This is a genomic window from Collimonas fungivorans, assembly GCF_028292705.1.
Classification (GTDB): domain Bacteria; phylum Pseudomonadota; class Gammaproteobacteria; order Burkholderiales; family Burkholderiaceae_D; genus Collimonas; species Collimonas fungivorans_B.
Map to the genome: position 1 here is coordinate 1 of NZ_JAQGLV010000025.1, position 18,086 is coordinate 18,086.

Below are 18,086 nucleotides of genomic sequence, written 5' to 3' on the forward strand. Positions count from 1 at the left end.
ATTCAATTGAGCTTCATCACCGCCCTGGCCCTGGCCCTGGGTACCACTGGCATCTCGAGCGTAGTCTGTGACACATCGAGTACGATCTGCTGCGCGCTCATCGAGCTATCAGCGTTGTAACCCTGGACATAGATCGAAATCTTGCTGCCCGGCAGCACCGTGAAATCGCGCGGCATCATCTCGAGCGAAAGCTTGTAGTCGGTATCAAGATCGATGGTCTCCGGCCTTTCGAGATTCTTGTAGAAGCGCGGATTGACCCACCCCCATGTCACCTTCTTACCGTCGACCAGCAGGTAGGCCTTGAGATTGGCCACTTTGGCCTTGAAGCGTGTGGTCATGCCAAGCCTGATTGTTCCGGCGAAGCGGATGGCGTTGGCCATTGCCTGGGTCTCGAAGGTACCGCTGTTCGATGTGGACTTGAAAGCGATGGGCGCATGCACTGCACCGTCTGTGGCCACCGGCGTCAACAGCAATCCGGTTGCGGTGCCGTCGCCACGCAGGTAGTAGGACACCTTGTTCGTCGTGGGCCAAGTCTCTTCCTTCACGAGCAGCTCACCGGTCGGGATGCAGTCCCTCGGGCTGTGTCCGCTGCCACAATGGCCGACCAGCGTGTCGCCAGTATCGCCGTCGGGCGGCGACGGCAGGTCGCCTGCGATCTTGTCGCCCGCCGGCGTTTCGCGCACATAAGTCGGCTGCTTCTCGACGCCGTTGTTCACGCCGAACAGGTAGCGCGTATACCAGAGCAATATCTGCTTTTGCCACTCTTTCTGCCAGGCCGGATCGTCATGATCGCGGCTGTGGAACCACAGCTGCACAGGCTTCTTGTGCCGATAGAGCGTGTCATACAGTTGGACACTGTTCTTGGTCTTCACGTTATTGTCGCTCTGCCCGTGCGCAATCAACGTGGCAGCCTTGATCTTGTCGGCAAATAACAGCGTGTTGCGCTCTTTCCAGAAATCGTTATAGGCTAGCGTGAGGTCGTCCGCGTCGGCGGCCAGCTTCAGGCGGTTGGGCTCACACATTTTTTTTCTGGCGCTGGGTGTCAGCGTGGTCACATAGGGCGCGAGTGCAGTGGAGCTATCTTCGTCGGGCACCACACCGTTGTAACGCGCGAAGTAGTCGTAGGCGTTGCTGATGCCGTCCACCGGAACAATGGCCTCGAGTCCAGTGACGCCCGTCGCCGCAGCCATCGTGGGCAAGGTGCCGCCATAGGAGACACCTTCCATCGCCACGTGCCCAGTCGACCAGCTGGCGCGCACCTCCACACCATGCTCGTCGAAGCCTTTTGTCGCCGCATCGTTCGCGAGCCATTTCACGACAGCCGCCGAGGCATCGCGCTCCGAGCCGTCCATGATCGACGCGCAGCCTTCAGACTGGTAGGTGCCGAGCGAGTCCGAATAGATAATCGTGAAGCCCATACGCAGGTATTGATCCTCGCCAAGGAAAGGGCCACGCGACTTGGTGTCGTAGTCCAGGTAGTTCGGATTCCCGTAATACGGCGAAGGACGAACGATGACGGGCGTCTTCAATCCGTCGGCCACCTCGGCCGGCTGCACGATGCGCAGCGCCATGCGATCAGGCTTGCCGTCGCCGTCGGTGTCGCGCCTGGTCTGCACCATCACCGTGAACTTCAGCGGCGCACGCTTAGACGAGAGCCACGGAAGAATCATGCCGTCGTCCACTGTCGGGCCATCATGGCCCGGGTACAGTGTGGCGAGCTTTGGATAGGGAGTCCCTGTGGGTGAATTATCGAACTGTTGTCCAATCTGGGGCAGCGGCACAGGCGGCGCGATCGGCGCAGGCGCCGGCTGCTCGGTCACAGTTTGCGGTCCCGGAACCGGCAACGGAACGGGCGGCGCGACTGGCGCGATAGCCGCGATTGGCGGCTGTTCCGCGACGGGCGCGGACATGGACGACAAGCTGTCGCCACCCCCTCCGCAAGCGCACATAAGCGGCGCGGCGACGAGCGCGATCACGAACGGCCCCAAAAGCTTCAAGGGACCTCGTTTTTTCCACTGCATATCAATCCTCTATTTTATTTTTCAATCCATTTCTTTATGGCAGTCAATGGCGACAAATCTTCCGCTTTACTGTTGATACCATCGCTAAGAGGCATAAATTTGAAGACCCATCAACGTCGATCACCAATGGTCATCGCAGCACTTCTACTAGCTATGCCAATTTGAAAAATAAAAAGGGCCATGCTTTTATATTTTTTTACGGATTTGCGAAATAACCTTTGCGCGTACATAGACGTACTAACGCGGTTTGTTTGCCAGGTCGTCGAGAAGCCTCGGCATCATTGCTTTGAACCGCACGGGTTCAGAGGAAGCGCCATTCTTTGAAAAAATGAAGCCATAGAAAAACAGGAATCGATTCAATTCTCATTGAAAGTACGAGATCTGGCAGTGCAGATGGTCGATGGATATGAATCGCAATGCGCCGCACATCGTCTCCATTTTCGCCAAGATAGGCTACTCGCTAGGAGCTCTGCGACGCTGGCCGGACAGGCAATATTTTTTTCTCAAGTAATAGCCGGGTGCTATTAAAATGTTTACTGAAAATGCTAAACAACTCTGGTTCTAGGCAATGTGAAATTGAATCATCAGGAGCTGTGGACTCTGGTGATGAGCGATAGCAGAAAAAAAGAACAACGATGACCAATTTTTCTTCGCATGATCGCGCGGTGTCGCATTCAGGCCTGACTAGTGCGTCCTCGATCTAATCTAGGGACAATTCTGCAAGCAAAGGGACAGGAGTTGAAGCAAAGGGACTTGGTCCCGCCAACAGGAATCAAGTTATCAATCAAATCAAAAAGATACATCGTACATTCGTAAGAAATGGAGAGAGCTGCAAGAAAAACCATAAAAGATTCTTTACCTTCTTGGGCTGTCGCTGCGATCGTGGCCCTATACTTGCTCCTGCCCAACTAGGCCAGCAACAAATCTGTATAACGCCAATGCCCGTACTATCAAATGGCTATACGGGATCTAGCAACTTCCACTGTGGCGTGGGCAACATTGAAGCACTTGATGCATTAAACCATCACCAGGAGCAAATCATGAATGAAGGAATCAGCGAATTGAGCACTGACCACTCAGGCCAGCCCAATGACAGCAGCCGCGCCTGCATAGCCACGCTATCAATTGGCCAAGGAGTCAGTCTGAGCCAGGCCAGCAAGGATCTGAAACTTGGCAAGTGGGACGTGGACCCGCCGATTACCGTCACCGGCCCTTACGACGGATTCTTCTTCCTGGCGAGCGGCCGCAACGGCGACGGTCACGGTACTGAAGGCACGATAAAGTACAAGGCCACCGATGACGCCACGTTCTTCCTAGATTTCAACGTGCCCTACTCGGCTTCCAACACCGTCGGCATCCGCTGCGAAGGAAAGGACTGCAATTTGTATTCCTACTCTGTGTCGGAGGTGCAGGCGTCGGGCTACAAAACCAGGCCGATCTACACTATCCGCCGGAAATAGGACCGGGCCAGCACAGACAAAGGTCTTTCAAGGCAATATAGCGCGGGTTCGATTCCCGCCGCCTCCACCATTACAAACCACACCAGACCGCCGCAGACCGCGTAGACACTAGGATGCGCGAAAGCGGCTAGGTTTGGGGATGGCTGGAAACGTCTCCGTTTTCGCCCAAATTTCGCCCACGTTTGAGACCTCCGGCTCAACGACAATCCATCCTATAGTTCACGGCGTGGAATGAGATTGAAAACCCGCCCCAACTCTACCTCTCTCTATTTACTGTAGCAAATTCGTAGCATCCATTGTTTGGAACGAATTTGCATTCTCGTCGCCTCGAGGCGCCGGCAATACGCCTAATCGAGTTATGTACTACTGCAGATGCAGTTACAAGGACCGCGAAGCGAATACTGGGGGCCAGAATATTCTTGTCATTATTTAACTTTATTTAACAAACAGTTAAGTTCATTTCGGCGACTATTAGCGCTATCGTGGAAATTGAGTGGATGAGGAATGAGAATTCGAAGGCATGTAAACGCACCGCGAAATACAACGCAAATGCTACTCATGCTTGCATTACCGCTGATCTGTATTTCTGCCCAAGCGCAACAACAGTTTCCTCAGACCTACAGTTTGGCAGAAGCCTTACAACGTCTCTATCAGGTCTCTGACGCATTTAGCGCCAGCGCTGCGAATGTACGAGGAAAGCAAGCTTTGTCCGATGCCTCGGCAAGCTTGCGTCTCCCTGAAATTTCCTTGGATGCGCGCTATTTGAAGTTCCAGAAATCACTTGAACTTCCTCTCGGATCGTTGGCTCCGGTCGCAACCGACTACGGTATTTCTAGCCCACTTCAATTTTCAGAGAGTGATTGGCGTTTACGGCCGTCCCTTAATGTGGTCTTGCCCCTCTATACCGGTGGCAAAATTCCTGCGGCGCAGGCGGCAGCGGCTGGGGCGCTGCGTCAGGCCGATGCTGAACGCCGGCAGCAGGCACAAATTTTAAATACTCAGCTGGTACAGGCTTATTTTGGCGAACAGCTTGCGCAGAAAGCGTTGGCTGTACGACGCGATGTTCGCGACGGTCTGACAGCACACTTGGCCGATGCGCAGAAGCTGGAGCGGGCGGGACTCATCACCAAGGCGCAGCGCTTGCAAGCAACCGTCGCGCGCGACACCGGTGAGCGAGAATATCAAAAAGCCAGCAACGATCGCGATAGCGTAGTTGATACCTTGGCGCAACTGTTGCACAGCGATACGCCGATACAGGGAACTACACCACTCTTCGTAATAAGCACGCCGTTGGATACGCTGCGAACGTTCCGCGATGCCGCGTTATTGCAACACCCGCAGATAGCGCGGCTGCGCGCTGTTAGCGACCAAGCTGAACAAGGGGTACGCGTCGCCCAATCAGAATGGAAGCCCCAAGTGTTCCTGTTTGGACAATACGACCTCCGCCGTCGCGATGCGTTGCTCACGGATTCGGATTGGGTCGTAGGGATCGGCCTCAAATACACCTTCATGTCCAACAAAGATCGCTCGCGTCAGGTCATTGCGTCGCGTAGCCAGCAAGAGCTGGCCGAAGCTAGTTTACGGGAAGCGGAAAACCAAATAACCATTGCTACGACCCGCGCTTGGAATGATGTTGAGACCGCTCGCCGCCAGTTTTTGCTGCTGGAGAGCGCAATCACGCAGGCCGGTGAAAACCTGCGCTTGCAGGAACTGTCTTTTCGCGAAGGCCAGGCAACCTCTCTCGATGTGATAGATGCTCGCTTGACCTTGGGTGGAGCACTGATAGACCGCGCCAAGGCTGCCTACAGTTACGACATCGCGCTAGCCCAGCTGCTTGAAATCAGCGGTCAATCCGGACTTTATGATCAATACGTCCGTCGAGCGGACAAGGTACTTTGACTATGCACAACAACGAGAATTCATCCGCTAACGCCGTCACCTCTAATGATGTGCCAGGACCGGGTCAAAAACGACGTATTGTCATTGTCGTTTTTTTAATCGTCGTGGCGATCTTAGGTATCGGCTTGTGGCTAGCCTTTCGTAATCCAACCGATTTAGTACAAGGCATGGCCGACGCTAACAGCGCCAATGTTTCAACCAAGATCACTGCCCGCGTAGTGAAACTCCAGGCGAAGGAAGGTGATCGCGTTACACCCGGCCAGGTACTGTTCGAACTTGCGAGTCCCGAGGTCGCCGCCAAACATGTGCAAGCCACCTCAGCGCTAGTCGCTGCACAAGCAATGGAGAGCAAGGCCAAAGAAGGCGCGCGGGTAGAAGATATTCGTTCCGCGCAGGCAAACTGGAAGCGAGCAGAGGCGAGTAGTGTTCTTGCACAAACTACCTACACTCGCATTGAGAACCTACTGCAGGAAGGCGTTGTCACGCAGCAGAAAAGAGATGAAGCATGGGCACAAGCCCGTAGCGCAGCAGAGCAGGAGCGTGCGGCCCGGGCGCAGTACGACCAGGCCTTGGCCGGCGCTCGCATACAGGATAAAGCTGCCGCCGCCGCGCAAGTGCGGCAAGCAGAAGGAGCGGTAGCCGAGGTACAGGCTGCAGAAGACGAAACGCTCGGTCGCGCGCCCGTTGCCGGAGAAATCAACAAGCGCATGGCGGATATCGGTGAACTGGTGCCGGCAGGCTATCCATTATTTTCGGTGATTGACATAGACAATATGTGGGTCGCGTTCAGTTTGCGTGAGGACCAGTTCAATGGTCTGAGGAACGGGCAGCGACTGCACGGTGACGTACCGGCGCTGGGCCTGAGGGCTGTCGAGTTCGCGGTCTATTTCATCAATCCTGCCGGCGATTTCGCTACCTGGCGTGCAACCCGGCAATCGGCCGGATATGATGTGAAAAGCTTTGAAATACGCGTACGTCCGGTTCGCGCCATTCCGAACTTCCGTCCTGGCATGAGCGTACTGTTTGCGTGGCCGCAGCGCGGATGAACAACCGACGCCTTTCTGCAGCGCAGGCGTTCACCAATTCGGCGCTGCGCGAGTGTGAACACCTGCGTCGTGATCGCTGGGATCTAGCGCTGGCAACCCTGATTCCCATACTCATCTTGGTGATGTTCGGCTGGTTCTTCAGCGACGGTGTGCCGCGCAAGCTGCCGATTGTAGTCGTCGACCAAGACCGCAGCACTCTGAGCAGAGAACTGGTCCGCATGCTTGACGAGAATGCCGGCCTGTACATAGCATCGCAGCCAACTTCAGTTGACGCTGCTTGGCCGTCGCTACGCAATGGCACAGCTTACGCATTGATACTGATCGGCCCGAACACTAGCCGCGATGTGCTGCGCGGCGGTAGCGCAACGCTCGTTGCCTGGTACAACGCAAGCTATCGCACTGCGGGACAGGCTGCTTCCGGTGAGATTTCCAAGACTGTGCAGGCGTTCGGCGCCCGAGTAGCGTTCGATGCTACTGCAGCCATCCGCGGCCCGCGTAGCCTGCGTGCCGCTCCCATTGCCATACAGACTTCAGTGCTTGGCAATCCGGCGCGCAGTTATGAACACTTCCTGCTTGGCCTGATTTTTCCTGCCGTGCTTCATTTGGTGGCGTGTTTACTCATGGTCAGTGCAATTGGCCGTGAACTGCGTAACCGCAGTGCAGGAGAGTGGCTGGCGGTATGTGACGGCCGGATACTGCCAGCAGTAACCGGTAAGTTGTTTCCTTATGTGCTGCTGTTTTTATTGTATGGCGCATTTAGTCTGGCCTGGATTGCAGGCATTCGCGGCGCAGGTGTGACTGGCAGCGTACTGATCCTGCTACTTGGCTACTTGTTGATGTTGGCTGCCTACGCTGGTGTAGCGTTACTGTTTGTTGGCGCTACACGCAACATGGGTACGGCACTTTCTTTGACGGGTATCTACGCGGGCACATCTTTGGCCTTTTCCGGTGGCAGTTTCCCAGTATTAGAGGCGCCGGTATTCGTACGTGTGTGGAATGCCATTTTGCCTTACACGCATTATGTCCAGCTGCAGGCGCAACAGCTTGACTTTGCGACGCCGTGGACAGACTCATTGCCGCAGTTACTGATTCTCCTGCTGTTCATCGCCGTCGCCGGCGGTCTTGGATTGTTGCTGTATGGACGCGCTGCGCGTAACCCTGCCGCGTGGGGATTGCGATGAACCGTTTTGTCTCGGCATATCGGGAAACCATAGTCGCGGTACTGAGCGACCGTGTCGCTATGACGACAATGATTTTAGCTGTGGTGCTGTACTCCTTCTTCTATCCCAGCGCATACACTAAGCAGGTTGCCTCAGATTTTCCGATTTTGATAGTCGATCAAGACCACAGCCCAATGAGCCGCGCATTGATTCGCCGCGTGGATGCCATGAATACAGTGCATGTGGCCGGCGCCTCGGCCTCGGTCCTGGAAGCGCGCAGATTGATTGAAAGTGGCAAGGCTGAAGGTGTGCTGGTCATTGCCGACGGCTTCCAGCGCGATATTCTTCGCGGTAATCGCGGCAACGTGGCGATTCTGGGCAACGGCGCCTTTCTTAGCCGCGCCAGTTCGGTATTGCAAAGCGTGGCCGAAGCCGCCACTGCTTTTGCGCGCGAAGCTGCGGCTTCACAGGCCCGCTTCGCTGGCGCACCTGCACCACCACCCATCATGCTAGTACAGCGGCCTTTATTCAATACGCGAGAAGGCTATGGCAGCGCCCTGGTGCCAGGTGTGGCGCAATTGATAGTGCATCAAACTTTGCTGATGGGCATACTCGTGATGGCGGGTACCCGACGGGAACAGATGCGCCGACTGACTTTCTCGTATCAAGGCTTGGCAGGTATTGCCGCAGCCTTCGCTACCATCGGTTTGTGTTCACTGACTTACTACAACGGCTGGATGCCATGGCTGCAAGACTATCCGCGAGGCGGCAATCCTGGCGGAATGGCAGTCGCAGGGTTATTGTATATTGCGGCCGTAGTGGCTTTTGCGTTGTTTCTCGGCAGCTTCATTCGCACTCGCGAACGACCATTTCAGTTAGTGACAATATCGTCTTTACCCATGTTCTTCCTTGCCAATCTGTCCTGGCCGATAGAAGCGACGCCGTTGCCGCTGGTGTGGCTGGCAAAGCTGTTGCCGACAACGCCTGGCATCAATGCCCTGGTGCAAATTAACCAGATGGGAGCGGGTCTGGATGAGGTTACGCCGGCTCTCCTCAATCTTGCGTTGCTTACCCTGCTGTATGGCGGGTTGGCTATTTGGCGATTTCGTCCGCATGTGGAACACTTATCGTCGCCTGAAGTTTGACCGAGAAACTTATGTTCAGATTACTCAATAAATTGGCTGAGGATCAGAAATTGGTCAGTGCCATTTTTGATCACACCAGGAATTTCATTATTGGCATTACCATCATGGCTGTAGGGGCGTGGCGATTCAAGCTGGCATCGACCGGCTATTGGGCAATATACGATAGCCTGGTTGCCTTTCTGGTTTCCATCATGGGATTTTCTCTATTGTTGATAAACCATCTCAGTATGCGTATCAAATTTGGTCGCGCTGCAACGCCCCGATGGCTGGTTATTCTGATTTTTATAGTTTATGCCATTGTAGCCGGCACATATTTTCGTTACTTGAGCAAGTAGCAAAGGCTTTGGGGATCATATGACGGCAACTCACTCAATTTAACGTCGCCGACCCTGCAACCTTCAACAACCATGTCGGCTATTGTCGATAGTCGTTGCGCTTCCCATGCCTTGCCGCGCTTGGTGTGCACACCTCCTTTTTCATAACGGCGAAAAGCGTCGTCACAGGTTTTTCCCGTGACAAGTCCAGTGGTTTTTCTGTTCGCGCATCGGTTTCGCGCTGCCCAAGCCTGGGCCTGCGCTTTTGTCGCGAATGTCGCAGAGTCGCGCCGCCCCCGAACCTATATTTGAACACGCCAAACGTTCCCGTCTTTTCTGAATGAAGCCATTTAGTAAATCTTTAGTAAATGGTATCGGTAAAAAGCGGGAAAATACGTGTTTTAGTAGATTTCCAGGTAAGCCACAAAAAGCCAAGAGGCCTTTAAATACGTGGCTTACGGCCAATTACGGGGAATTGGAGAAAAAGGACTTGGTCCCGCCAACAGGAATCGGACCTGTATCTAGCGCTTAGGAGGCACTCGTTCTATCCATTGAACTATGGCGAGACTTGCATTGCAGGCAGGAGTATAGCAAAAACCTGCATGGACAAGATGAGGAAATAGCCACACATCGCCCAGGAAATGCTGCAATTGGGCCGATTTCTGTATGATTCCCTCATGCCGATCTTCCAAAGCATCAAGTTCCGCCTGATTGGCCTCGGTATCCTGATTATCGTGGCCGGCATCGGTCTGCGCCTGTTTTTTGCGCTGCCGTTCGCCCAGGGACTGCTGCGCGACGAGGTGGCGGCCCAGCAATTATCGATTGCGTCGTATATCGCCCGCGACGTTGACCATAGCGTCCAGGCGCGCCAGGCGCTGATCGCTGAACTGAGTTCGGCGCTGCCGCCGGCGCTGTTGCAACAGCCCGAGAAACTGGTGATCTGGCTTGGGGAGCGGCAGCGCGTGAATCCCCTGTTTAACAGCGGCTTGCTGGTGGTGCGGCCGAACGGCGACGGCTTGCTGGCGGAATATCCGACGGTGGCCGGGCGCAGCGAGCTGGTTTTTTCCGGAATCGCGTGGTTCCAGTCCGCCCTGCAGGCCGATACTCCGGTGATGGGCCGGCCGCAGCGCGGCCGCGCCAGCGGCGAACCTATCCTGATCATGGCGGCGCCGGTGCGCAACGCGGCGCGCCAGGTAGTGGCGGTGCTGGCGGGCGTGGTGGCGCTCAATACGCCCGGTTTTCTCGACCGCCTGCAGGAAACCCAGCTTGGCGTCAGCGGCGGGTTTCTGCTGGTGTCGCCGGCCGACAAGCTGTTCGTCGGCGCCAGCGATCCGGCCATGGTGCTGAAACCGACGCCGCCGGTCGGCGTCAACCTGCTGCACGACCGCGCCATGGCCGGTTACCGCGGCACCGGGATAACCATCAATGCCAAGGGCATCGAAGAACTGTCGGCAATGGTGACGGTGCCCAGCACCGGCTGGTTTGTGGTCGCCCGCATGCCAACCGCGGAGGTGTTCCATCCGATCAACGCCATGCTTGGTTTCTATCTCAAGAATACGCTGCTGATTGTGGCCGGCATGATTACCATCATGATGCTGCTGTTGCCGCGCACCTTGCGGCCGCTGACGGATGCCGCGCATGCGATGCGTGAAATGGCTGACGGCAAGCGCCAGCTGGCGCCGCTGCCGATCAGGCGCCAGGACGAGGTCGGCAGCCTGGTGCTGGGTTTCAATTACCTGGTGGAACGGTTGCGCGACAAGGAAATGGCGCTGAAGGAGAGCGAGGCACGCATGGCGTTCATGGCGCATCACGATGCGCTTACCGGCTTGTGCAACCGGGCCATGCTGGAAGACCGTTTGCAGCAGGCGATGGCGCGCGCGCAGCGCGACGGCAGCCATTTTGCGCTGCTGTTTTGCGACCTCGACGATTTCAAGCCGATCAACGACGAGTACGGACATGAGGCCGGCGACGCCATCCTGCGCCAGGTTGCGGCACGCCTGCTGGACGGCCGCCGCAGCACAGATACCGTGGCGCGCCTGGGCGGCGACGAGTTTGTGATCCTGCTGACGGACCTGAACGATACCCGCAATGCAGCGATTGGTGTCGCCCAGCATTTGCTGGCGGCGGTCGGCATACCGTTCAATATCGCCGGCACCATATTCGAGCTCAGCACTTCGATCGGCATCGCCCTGTACTGCGGGGGCGGCATCTCCACTTCGCAATTGATGTCGCAGGCCGATATCGCCATGTATCAAGCCAAGCGGGCCGGCAAGAACGAGTTTTTTGTGTTCGACGAAACGCTGGAGCCTTTCCGCATCTAGCGCGGAAAAGATGACGCAGGACTCAGCGCGAAAATTGCGTGAGTGCCTGCGACTGTTTGCTCAAAGGGAAAGTTAGTTACTTACTTGCTTTTTTGAGTTGGGGCCGGGCCTGGAGCCGGGGTTGCAGCGGCAGCCGGTTTGCCATCGAGAGGGAATGCGCAAACGAAATTCATCATGACCTCGGCGACCGAGTCCTTGGCCGGTGCGGCATAGGTCGAATTCTTCAGGGCGTCGCTGTGATCCACCCTGGCGCCGGCGCCGTCAGCGTCGGCAAACAGGATTTCTCTCTTCAGGCTCAAGGTCTTGGCTTTGCAATCGTATACGGTGAAATCCTGGTACGACTTAAAAGTCGGCAATACCTTGGCGTCGCCGTCATTCTTGCGCGCCTCCTTGAAGTTCCACATGGACCATGCTTCGCGGATGCCCTTGTTGTCCTTGATCGAATTCTGGTCCAGCTTGAGCTCTGCAGTATCGCTGGAACCGACGGATTGCCAGTCGGGAGCAGCCTGGACGGCGACGCAAGCCAGGCCGAGAGTCAGGGTGAGCGCTAGTTTTTTCATGTGTGGGTCCTTAAAAAGTGCAAGCTTGGTTTCGACTTTGCATAGTAAACATTAATTCCCATGATAAGGAAGCAATTTGGTAACAAAATGAAAAAGCCCCGTCGGCGACAGGGCTTTTTTGCTACGGCGGGAATACGTGAATGGAACGTCTTATGCCTTAGGTTTGGACAGGCATTGCTTCATGAACTCCTTGCGGTCGTCGCCCTTCTTGCCGGTAGCGTCGACATTGCACGACTTCATTTTTTCTTGCTGTGTTGCAGGAGCCGCAGCTGCCGGCTTTTTGCTCAGGCAATCTTTCATGAAAGCTTTGCGGTCGTCGCCAGCCTTGCCGGTCGCATCCTTGTTGCATGTCGCCATCTTGCTTTGTTGCGAATTTGCGGCAAATGCCGGGTTAAAAATAAAGCAGCAAGCGAGCAGTGCCAGACCTGTCAGTTTTTTCATGATTTTCTCCGTTTCCACAGTGAGGGTTACCGCATTATTCTGCGTCGATGCGGCTTGCTGCATTACAGCACGAAAATTGTCGGCTGCCAATATGTTAGCTATATGCTTATGCGGCCTTGGCATATGCAACTATTCTTCCAGGTAAAACCGTGTGATATTCACAAACCGTATGATTCGTATGTGAAAGCGAAATTGGATTAGTCATTTCAGATTGCATATACTGTACTGCAACATAGACGACTAACTGAAAGGGAATATCATGGCCAGCATCTCTCCTCCACTGCCGCTGTCAACACGCGCGATGCAAGCTCAAGCTCGCCCTGATATGTACAAGACGACTCAACAACAGCCAAGCCTGCTCGACAAGGTGCTGGCCGTCTGGAGCGCGCCTTACAAGAAACTGAGCGGTTCTTTCCTGCGCTTCTGAAAACAGGACGCTGTCGAACCGGTTGGACCCAGCCCCGCTGCCTGCGGGGCTTTTTTTGTCCGCAGAAACGGCCGAACTCCTCACGCACCCGAGTTACCCACAGAAAATGTGCGCAAGCCTGTTGATAACTTCACTGCAAAAAATCCAAGCCTTTGATTCGAATCGTTTTTTCTGCAATGCTCGCAGCGGGGTCAAATTTCCCTTTGCGAATGGCTGCCCATACCTTTGCGCGATCCGTACAGGCAAAAAAAAGCCCGCTCACCTTGCGGTTGCGGGCTGAATCCAAACCTTAGGAGGTGTTGGAGGAGACAGGTGTAACTATATGGCGACGCAGCAATCGTGTCTGCTTTATTTGGCTGATAACAGATATTCTTTATCTATATATCTCTACGACATCTGTCGCCAGCGGGTTTCATTTTGGCTTGCGGTCATGGTTGCGGCAAGCATCGGTGCGCGCCTTGCGCATCGTCCCATCCTTGCAACGCATTACGCTGTGCGTCCCCATCCGACGGCTGCCGTCGTAAAAAGATTCGGGCCGCCTGTCGTTACGGGCATCCGGATGGCCTTCCAGCCCCATGCCCGGTTCGGGTCGCGGCATGGGTTCGTTCTGCGCATGGACCCAAGGGGTAAAAGCCAGCAATAGCGTCAGTGCGCCTAAAAGCTTCTTCATATCGGACCTTTCTTTGCAATTGGATTAACAGGGCGATCTCTGTTGCAACGACCCTGTTTCGAGTCAGACCTGGCGCTTTGCGTTCCGTTATTTACAGAAAACTTTGCCGGTTCGACTGCGCTCAGACGTGCAAGGCGCGATACAGCGCCGCGCCGGACAGGGGCTGCAAACCGCCTTGTTCGGCGGCGTGGATCAGCGCCGCGATGCGCCGGTTGGCGGGCGCGTCGCGCGCCAGCGATTCAGCCAGGCGTACTATCGCGCCATTCAGGTAATCCACTTCCGTCAGGCGTCCTGCTTGCAAGTCTTGCCACATCGAGGAGCGCGCCTCGGGATCGATTTTCAGCATGGCCGCGGCAACCCGCCTGAAAACGGCGTCGGGCAAACGCAACAGGAGCGGCAGCAACTGCGGCCTGACGCGAGCGATCCTGGCCGGACGAATCCCGGCAGCGCGCAGCACACTTAGCGCTTCGTCAATCAGCAACGCCAGGCAACGGCGGTAGGCGCGTTGCGACAGCTCGCTTTTGAGCGCCAGGCCGGACAGGGCATTCACCGCATTGTTCAAATTCAGCAACAGCTTGCCCCACTGGACCGCGGCGAAATCCTCGCATTGCTGCAACGGCAGATGGGCCCGGCGAAACGGCACCAGCCAGGGCTCCAGCCTGGCGTCCGCCTCAATCATCAGCTCGCCGCCAGTGGCCCGGTGAAAACGATTGCCGTCCATCTGCGCCACATTGAACGGCACCATGGCCGCCAGCACCTGCCAGCCGCTCATCAGGCCGCGCAGGGTATCGATGTTGCCGACGCCGTTTTGCAGGCTGACAATCAGCGCCGACGGCTTGGCGTAGCCGGCGATTGCGCGCGCCGCCGCGGCGCTGTCGGCGCTCTTGACGGTCACCAGGATCAGGTCGGCATCGGCCAGCGCCGATGCGCTTTCCTGATACGGAACATGCTCGCCTTCAAGCCGTTGCTGGCGGCCTTCCAGGTCGCTCAGCAGCAAACCCTGGCTGGCGATCTGCGCGCGCATGCGGGCCCGCCCTATCAGCACCACGTCGACGCCCGCCGCCAGCAGCGAAGCGCCGACATAAATACCTATGGCGCCGGCGCCGAAGACGGCGACCTTCAGGGAAGCAGCAGGCATCAATACGCGATATGCAGGCGGCGGTACAGGAAACCGAGGACAAACAGGGGGCCGATCAGGAGGAAACGCAAATCCTCAAAAAACGATGGCTTCTTGCCTTCGATCTTGTGGCCGACAAACTGCCCGATCCAGGCGATCACGAACACGCTGACCGACAGCGGCAGCACCAGCCCGGGCGGCAGCACATAGAGCAAAGCCAGCATGGCGCCCGACATCAGCAGCATGCCGATCGCGAACGGCACCGACAAGGAAAAATAGTAGAGCATGGAGGCCAGCACCGCCGCCAGCGCCACCGCGGGGTGGATAACCCACAGCAAACCCAGCAAGGTGAACACGATGACCGGCACGCAAATGAAATGGATCACTTCATTGACCGGGTTCAGGTGGCTTTCGGAGTATTTGGCCAGCAAGGCGTCTATGGAACGGCCTGCTGCCTGTTGCGACTGCTGGTTCATGACGGTCTCCATCTTTTTTGTATACAACCATCTTAGACCATCATTTTTCCTCGCGCTTGAACGCAATCGCCATCTTTTGCAGCTCCGACGGCACCACGCCGAAGGTATGGCGGAAGGTCCGGCTCATATGCGCCAGGTCGGCGAAACCTGCGGCGTGCGCGGCGTGCGTCATGTTATCGCCGCGCCCCACCGCCTCAACCGCAGCCAGCAAGCGCGACCACAGCAGATAGCGCGACAGCGACAAACCGGTCTGCTGCCGGAACAGATGGGTGAAACGGCTGGCCGACAAATGCACGGCGGCGGCCAATGCCGCGCCATTGGGCGCCTGCCCCGGCTGCGCGGCGATCAGCGCCAGCGCCTGGCTGATCCGATGATCGAAACCCGGCTGCGCCGGCTCAACCAGAGCGGTGCAGTCCAGCCATTGTTGGCTCAGTTGTTCGACCTGCGGCAGCTCAAGCCTACCCAGCCTCGCTTGCGCCAGCCCCGCTTGCACTTGCGCGAACCCGGGGGCGCTGTCATAGGTGGCCAGCAGCACGCTTGGCGCGCCTTGCGCGCGCTGCGGCAATTCGACAAACAGGTGCGCCAGCTGGGTCGCGTCGCAATGGATCTGGTGCGGCTGGTTGGAAGCGAAGATGGCGGCGCGGGTGGTGGTCCAAGGCTGATCCGGCGCCAGCCGGGCCTGGAACGGCGCGTCCAGGCCCCAGGTCAATTGGGTGCCGAAATGGGCGTGGAAGCGGGAGTCGATGCCGGGGCCGAGGACCAGGGCCCGGCCGCGCCAGAGAAACAGATGAGAATGTTGCCGGTTCATTGCGCCCTGACCAAGCCGGGCTAGAACTTATGGCAAGTGCAATTGCCCCAGCGGTACAGGTGCATCTTGTGGAACACGTTTTTGATCTCGTTTGGCACGCCGCCAAACAGCACCTCGGGCGCGGTCAGCCCGAACACACCGAGGCTGATCGACGGCTCCAGCGCCACCACCGCATGCCAGGTGTGCTTGGGAATGAACAGCGCATCGCCCGCCTCGACCCGGGCATACAGGCCCTGTGTTTTTTCAAATTCCTTGAGTTTGTCGGGCTGCCGGTCCAGCTGCGAGATATTGATGTCGCTCAGGATCGCACCCCAGTCGTATTTCTCTGAAATGCACATGTGCGGCGTCTGCTCAGGCGGGAACAGGATGAACTCCTTGCTGCCGCGCACCTGGCAAAACCAGTTGTGCGGGAAGTCGTAGTGCAGGCCGGTGACCGTATTGGCCGGCCCCATGAATACATATTCCCAGGTCCAGCGCCAGCCCGGCCACAGGTCCTTGATCGAAAAATCATGGCGCAGCGCCGGGAATTCATCCAGGATATTCCACTGCGCCAGGTACATGCGGTCGGGCTGGAACGACTGCATGTGCGACCAGTCGAGAAAAAACCGTTCGCCCGCCGCCAGCTGGCGCCGCCGCCGGTCCGGCAGCAGGCCGACATCGTCCGGCAACGCCCGTTTGGCCAGCGCCGCCAGTTCCTGCAGATAGGGGCCGACCGGCATCACCGGCCGGTGCCGGGTCTGGCCCTGCTCCACCAGGCCGTTCTGGAATTTCACCTGCGGTTCGGAACCATTCTTGTAGCGCAGCGCCGCCATCTGTTCGAACGACCAGTTTTGCTGCGCCTGCCAGTTGCGCAACGCTCCCTTGACCAGTAAAGGCCGGGTGCGCGCGCCGAAACCGCCGTCGCGCTGCAGCTGCTCGGCATCGATCTGGTCGACTAGCTGGAAGGAAGGACCGCGGATCGAAGTCATAGGCGCGAAGTGATAGACAATTAAGAAGCTGGAATAAAAATCGGGGAAAAACCCCGCGGCAAGGGTTCCACAGTTTAGCAGGATGAGCCGGAAATCTTCCGGCCAGACTATTCTTTAGAAGTTGCGTATATCGTCCTGGATCATCCTGATCCGGTTGTCGCTGTTGAGGCGGTTGATCAGCTGCGCCTGGGCTGCCCGCCACAGCTGGTCGCGGTCCATCAGGTAACCTTCGGTACGGTAGCCGTAGCGGCCGTTGCCGGGCACGTCGCCATAATAGCTGATCGTCGCGCGACGGCTTTCGGCGACCTCGTTATAGCGCAGGTCCAGCGGCGGCACCCTGGTCACGGACAGGTCGAGGATGATCTGCATGGCGTTGGCTTCTTCGACCACCTTGCGGTTGAAGCGATAGGTGCGCACCGCAGTGGTGCCGTCGGCTTTTTTATATTCCACGTTCTCGCTCATCGCCTCTACATACTGCCGGTACTTGGGCGGCTGGTAAACGTAAGAGGTATTCAGGTACATGCCGAGGTCGGCAGCACCGCCGCCCTGGTATTGAAAGCGGGTGAAGCCGAGGTCGAACAATGCCAGCACGCTCCTGGTGATCTCGCTGTTCGGTTCATTGCTGCTGATTTGCAGCACCACGGCGCCCATGTTGCGGTATTTGTCGGAGAGCGGCTGCGCATCCTTGTAAGGACCGTGCTGGCGGTAGATGTCGTAGGCGTTGAAAAAAGCCAGGCTGGCGTCGCGGTACAGCGCCTTGCGGCGCTGCGGATTATTCGCCGCCAGCTCGGTCCCCTGCTGGTAATAGCTGGCGGCATCCTTGCTGTCCGCCGCATACTTGTACTTGTCGGCCAGTTTCCTGGCGTCCTTGAACTCGCCATATTTCTGGTAGGCGTCATAAGACGCTGCATAGCTGACGGCTGCCATCCGGTCATCCTTGGCGGCGGCCGCCGCCCGTGCTTTCAGGTAATACTGGCCGGCCAGGTTTTCCCGCAAGCCGACCTCAAGATAGCGATCCGGCAAATCCGTATATTTGGCGTAATAGGGCCTGCTGGCGAGCATGGACCGGATTGCCAGCAGATCGGAATAAGCGGCTATCTTCCTGTCATACTCCTGGTCGCTGACGGTCTGCACCGTGGTTGCGTAACTGTCTTCGATAATCCGCAGGCGCTCGCGGATGCCGTTTCTTTCATCGCTGTCGTCGTAATCCGCTTTCTTGTATTTGTCGTCGAGGTAGACCAGGGTCGATTGCA

General features: G+C 57.0%; 17 protein-coding genes and 1 tRNA gene. 8 read left to right on the forward strand and 10 right to left on the reverse strand.

Features of this window, described 5'->3' with window-relative positions:
* Positions 1–2 precede the first annotated feature (2 nt).
* Positions 3–1,775, reverse strand: a complete 1,773-nt coding sequence (locus tag JWQ61_RS00970; RefSeq protein ID WP_304358877.1) for a CocE/NonD family hydrolase — start codon at positions 1,773–1,775, stop codon at positions 3–5.
* Positions 1,776–3,061: 1,286 nt separating this feature from the next.
* On the opposite strand from JWQ61_RS00970, the gene JWQ61_RS00975 reads away from it, so the two are divergent.
* The 6 genes from JWQ61_RS00975 (at position 3,062) to JWQ61_RS01000 (ending at position 9,066) form a co-directional block, all read left to right on the forward strand.
* A complete protein-coding gene (locus JWQ61_RS00975; RefSeq protein WP_304358863.1) occupies positions 3,062–3,481 on the forward strand; it encodes a hypothetical protein in 420 nt (139 codons plus the stop codon).
* Between the two features lie 558 nt (positions 3,482–4,039).
* Positions 4,040–5,380: a TolC family protein gene (locus tag JWQ61_RS00980; protein ID WP_304358864.1), complete on the forward strand. Its 1,341-nt coding sequence runs from the start codon at positions 4,040–4,042 to the stop codon at positions 5,378–5,380.
* A 2-nt stretch (positions 5,381–5,382) separates the two neighbouring features.
* Positions 5,383–6,426: an HlyD family secretion protein gene (locus JWQ61_RS00985; RefSeq protein ID WP_304358865.1), complete on the forward strand. Its 1,044-nt coding sequence runs from the start codon at positions 5,383–5,385 to the stop codon at positions 6,424–6,426.
* Positions 6,423–7,607, forward strand: a complete 1,185-nt coding sequence (locus JWQ61_RS00990) for an ABC transporter permease (protein WP_304358866.1) — start codon at positions 6,423–6,425, stop codon at positions 7,605–7,607. Before JWQ61_RS00985 ends, JWQ61_RS00990 begins: the two co-directional genes overlap by 4 nt.
* Positions 7,604–8,731: an ABC transporter permease gene (locus tag JWQ61_RS00995; RefSeq protein WP_304358867.1), complete on the forward strand. Its 1,128-nt coding sequence runs from the start codon at positions 7,604–7,606 to the stop codon at positions 8,729–8,731. Before JWQ61_RS00990 ends, JWQ61_RS00995 begins: the two co-directional genes overlap by 4 nt.
* 11 nt (positions 8,732–8,742) lie before the next feature.
* Complete coding sequence (locus JWQ61_RS01000; RefSeq protein ID WP_304358868.1) at positions 8,743–9,066, forward strand: hypothetical protein; 324 nt, start codon at positions 8,743–8,745, stop codon at positions 9,064–9,066.
* A gap of 470 nt (positions 9,067–9,536) precedes the next feature.
* Here JWQ61_RS01000 and JWQ61_RS01005 read toward each other — a convergent pair.
* Positions 9,537–9,611, reverse strand: a tRNA-Arg gene (locus JWQ61_RS01005).
* A gap of 111 nt (positions 9,612–9,722) precedes the next feature.
* Here JWQ61_RS01005 and JWQ61_RS01010 point away from each other — a divergent pair.
* Complete coding sequence (locus JWQ61_RS01010) at positions 9,723–11,366, forward strand: diguanylate cyclase (RefSeq protein ID WP_304358869.1); 1,644 nt, start codon at positions 9,723–9,725, stop codon at positions 11,364–11,366.
* A gap of 80 nt (positions 11,367–11,446) precedes the next feature.
* Here JWQ61_RS01010 and JWQ61_RS01015 read toward each other — a convergent pair whose 3' ends face one another.
* Positions 11,447–11,926: a surface-adhesin E family protein gene (locus tag JWQ61_RS01015; protein ID WP_304358870.1), complete on the reverse strand. Its 480-nt coding sequence runs from the start codon at positions 11,924–11,926 to the stop codon at positions 11,447–11,449.
* A 150-nt stretch (positions 11,927–12,076) separates the two neighbouring features.
* Entirely contained in the window at positions 12,077–12,367 is a 291-nt protein-coding gene (locus tag JWQ61_RS01020; RefSeq protein ID WP_304358878.1) for a PsiF family protein, read from the reverse strand.
* 259 nt (positions 12,368–12,626) lie between these two features.
* Between JWQ61_RS01020 and JWQ61_RS01025 the strand changes: the two genes are divergently transcribed.
* Complete coding sequence (locus JWQ61_RS01025) at positions 12,627–12,794, forward strand: hypothetical protein (protein WP_304358871.1); 168 nt, start codon at positions 12,627–12,629, stop codon at positions 12,792–12,794.
* Between the two features lie 412 nt (positions 12,795–13,206).
* Here the strand turns inward: JWQ61_RS01025 and JWQ61_RS01030 are convergent, their stop codons facing one another.
* The 6 genes from JWQ61_RS01030 to JWQ61_RS01055 form a co-directional block, all read right to left on the reverse strand.
* On the reverse strand, positions 13,207–13,464 hold the full coding sequence (locus tag JWQ61_RS01030) for a hypothetical protein (protein WP_304358872.1): 258 nt from the start codon (positions 13,462–13,464) through the stop codon (positions 13,207–13,209).
* A gap of 121 nt (positions 13,465–13,585) precedes the next feature.
* A complete protein-coding gene (locus JWQ61_RS01035; RefSeq protein WP_304358873.1) occupies positions 13,586–14,602 on the reverse strand; it encodes a 2-dehydropantoate 2-reductase in 1,017 nt (338 codons plus the stop codon).
* Complete coding sequence (locus tag JWQ61_RS01040; RefSeq protein WP_041742254.1) at positions 14,602–15,057, reverse strand: DUF962 domain-containing protein; 456 nt, start codon at positions 15,055–15,057, stop codon at positions 14,602–14,604. Before JWQ61_RS01040 ends, JWQ61_RS01035 begins: the two co-directional genes overlap by 1 nt.
* A 40-nt stretch (positions 15,058–15,097) precedes the next feature.
* Positions 15,098–15,865: an AraC family transcriptional regulator gene (locus JWQ61_RS01045; protein ID WP_304358874.1), complete on the reverse strand. Its 768-nt coding sequence runs from the start codon at positions 15,863–15,865 to the stop codon at positions 15,098–15,100.
* A 20-nt stretch (positions 15,866–15,885) separates the two neighbouring features.
* The gene (locus tag JWQ61_RS01050) at positions 15,886–16,833 is read right to left on the reverse strand and encodes a cupin-like domain-containing protein (RefSeq protein ID WP_304358875.1); all 948 of its coding nucleotides are present in this window, start codon (positions 16,831–16,833) and stop codon (positions 15,886–15,888) included.
* Between the two features lie 114 nt (positions 16,834–16,947).
* Positions 16,948–18,086: hypothetical protein (locus JWQ61_RS01055; RefSeq protein ID WP_304358876.1), on the reverse strand; the 1,139-nt coding region annotated here is incomplete at its 5' end.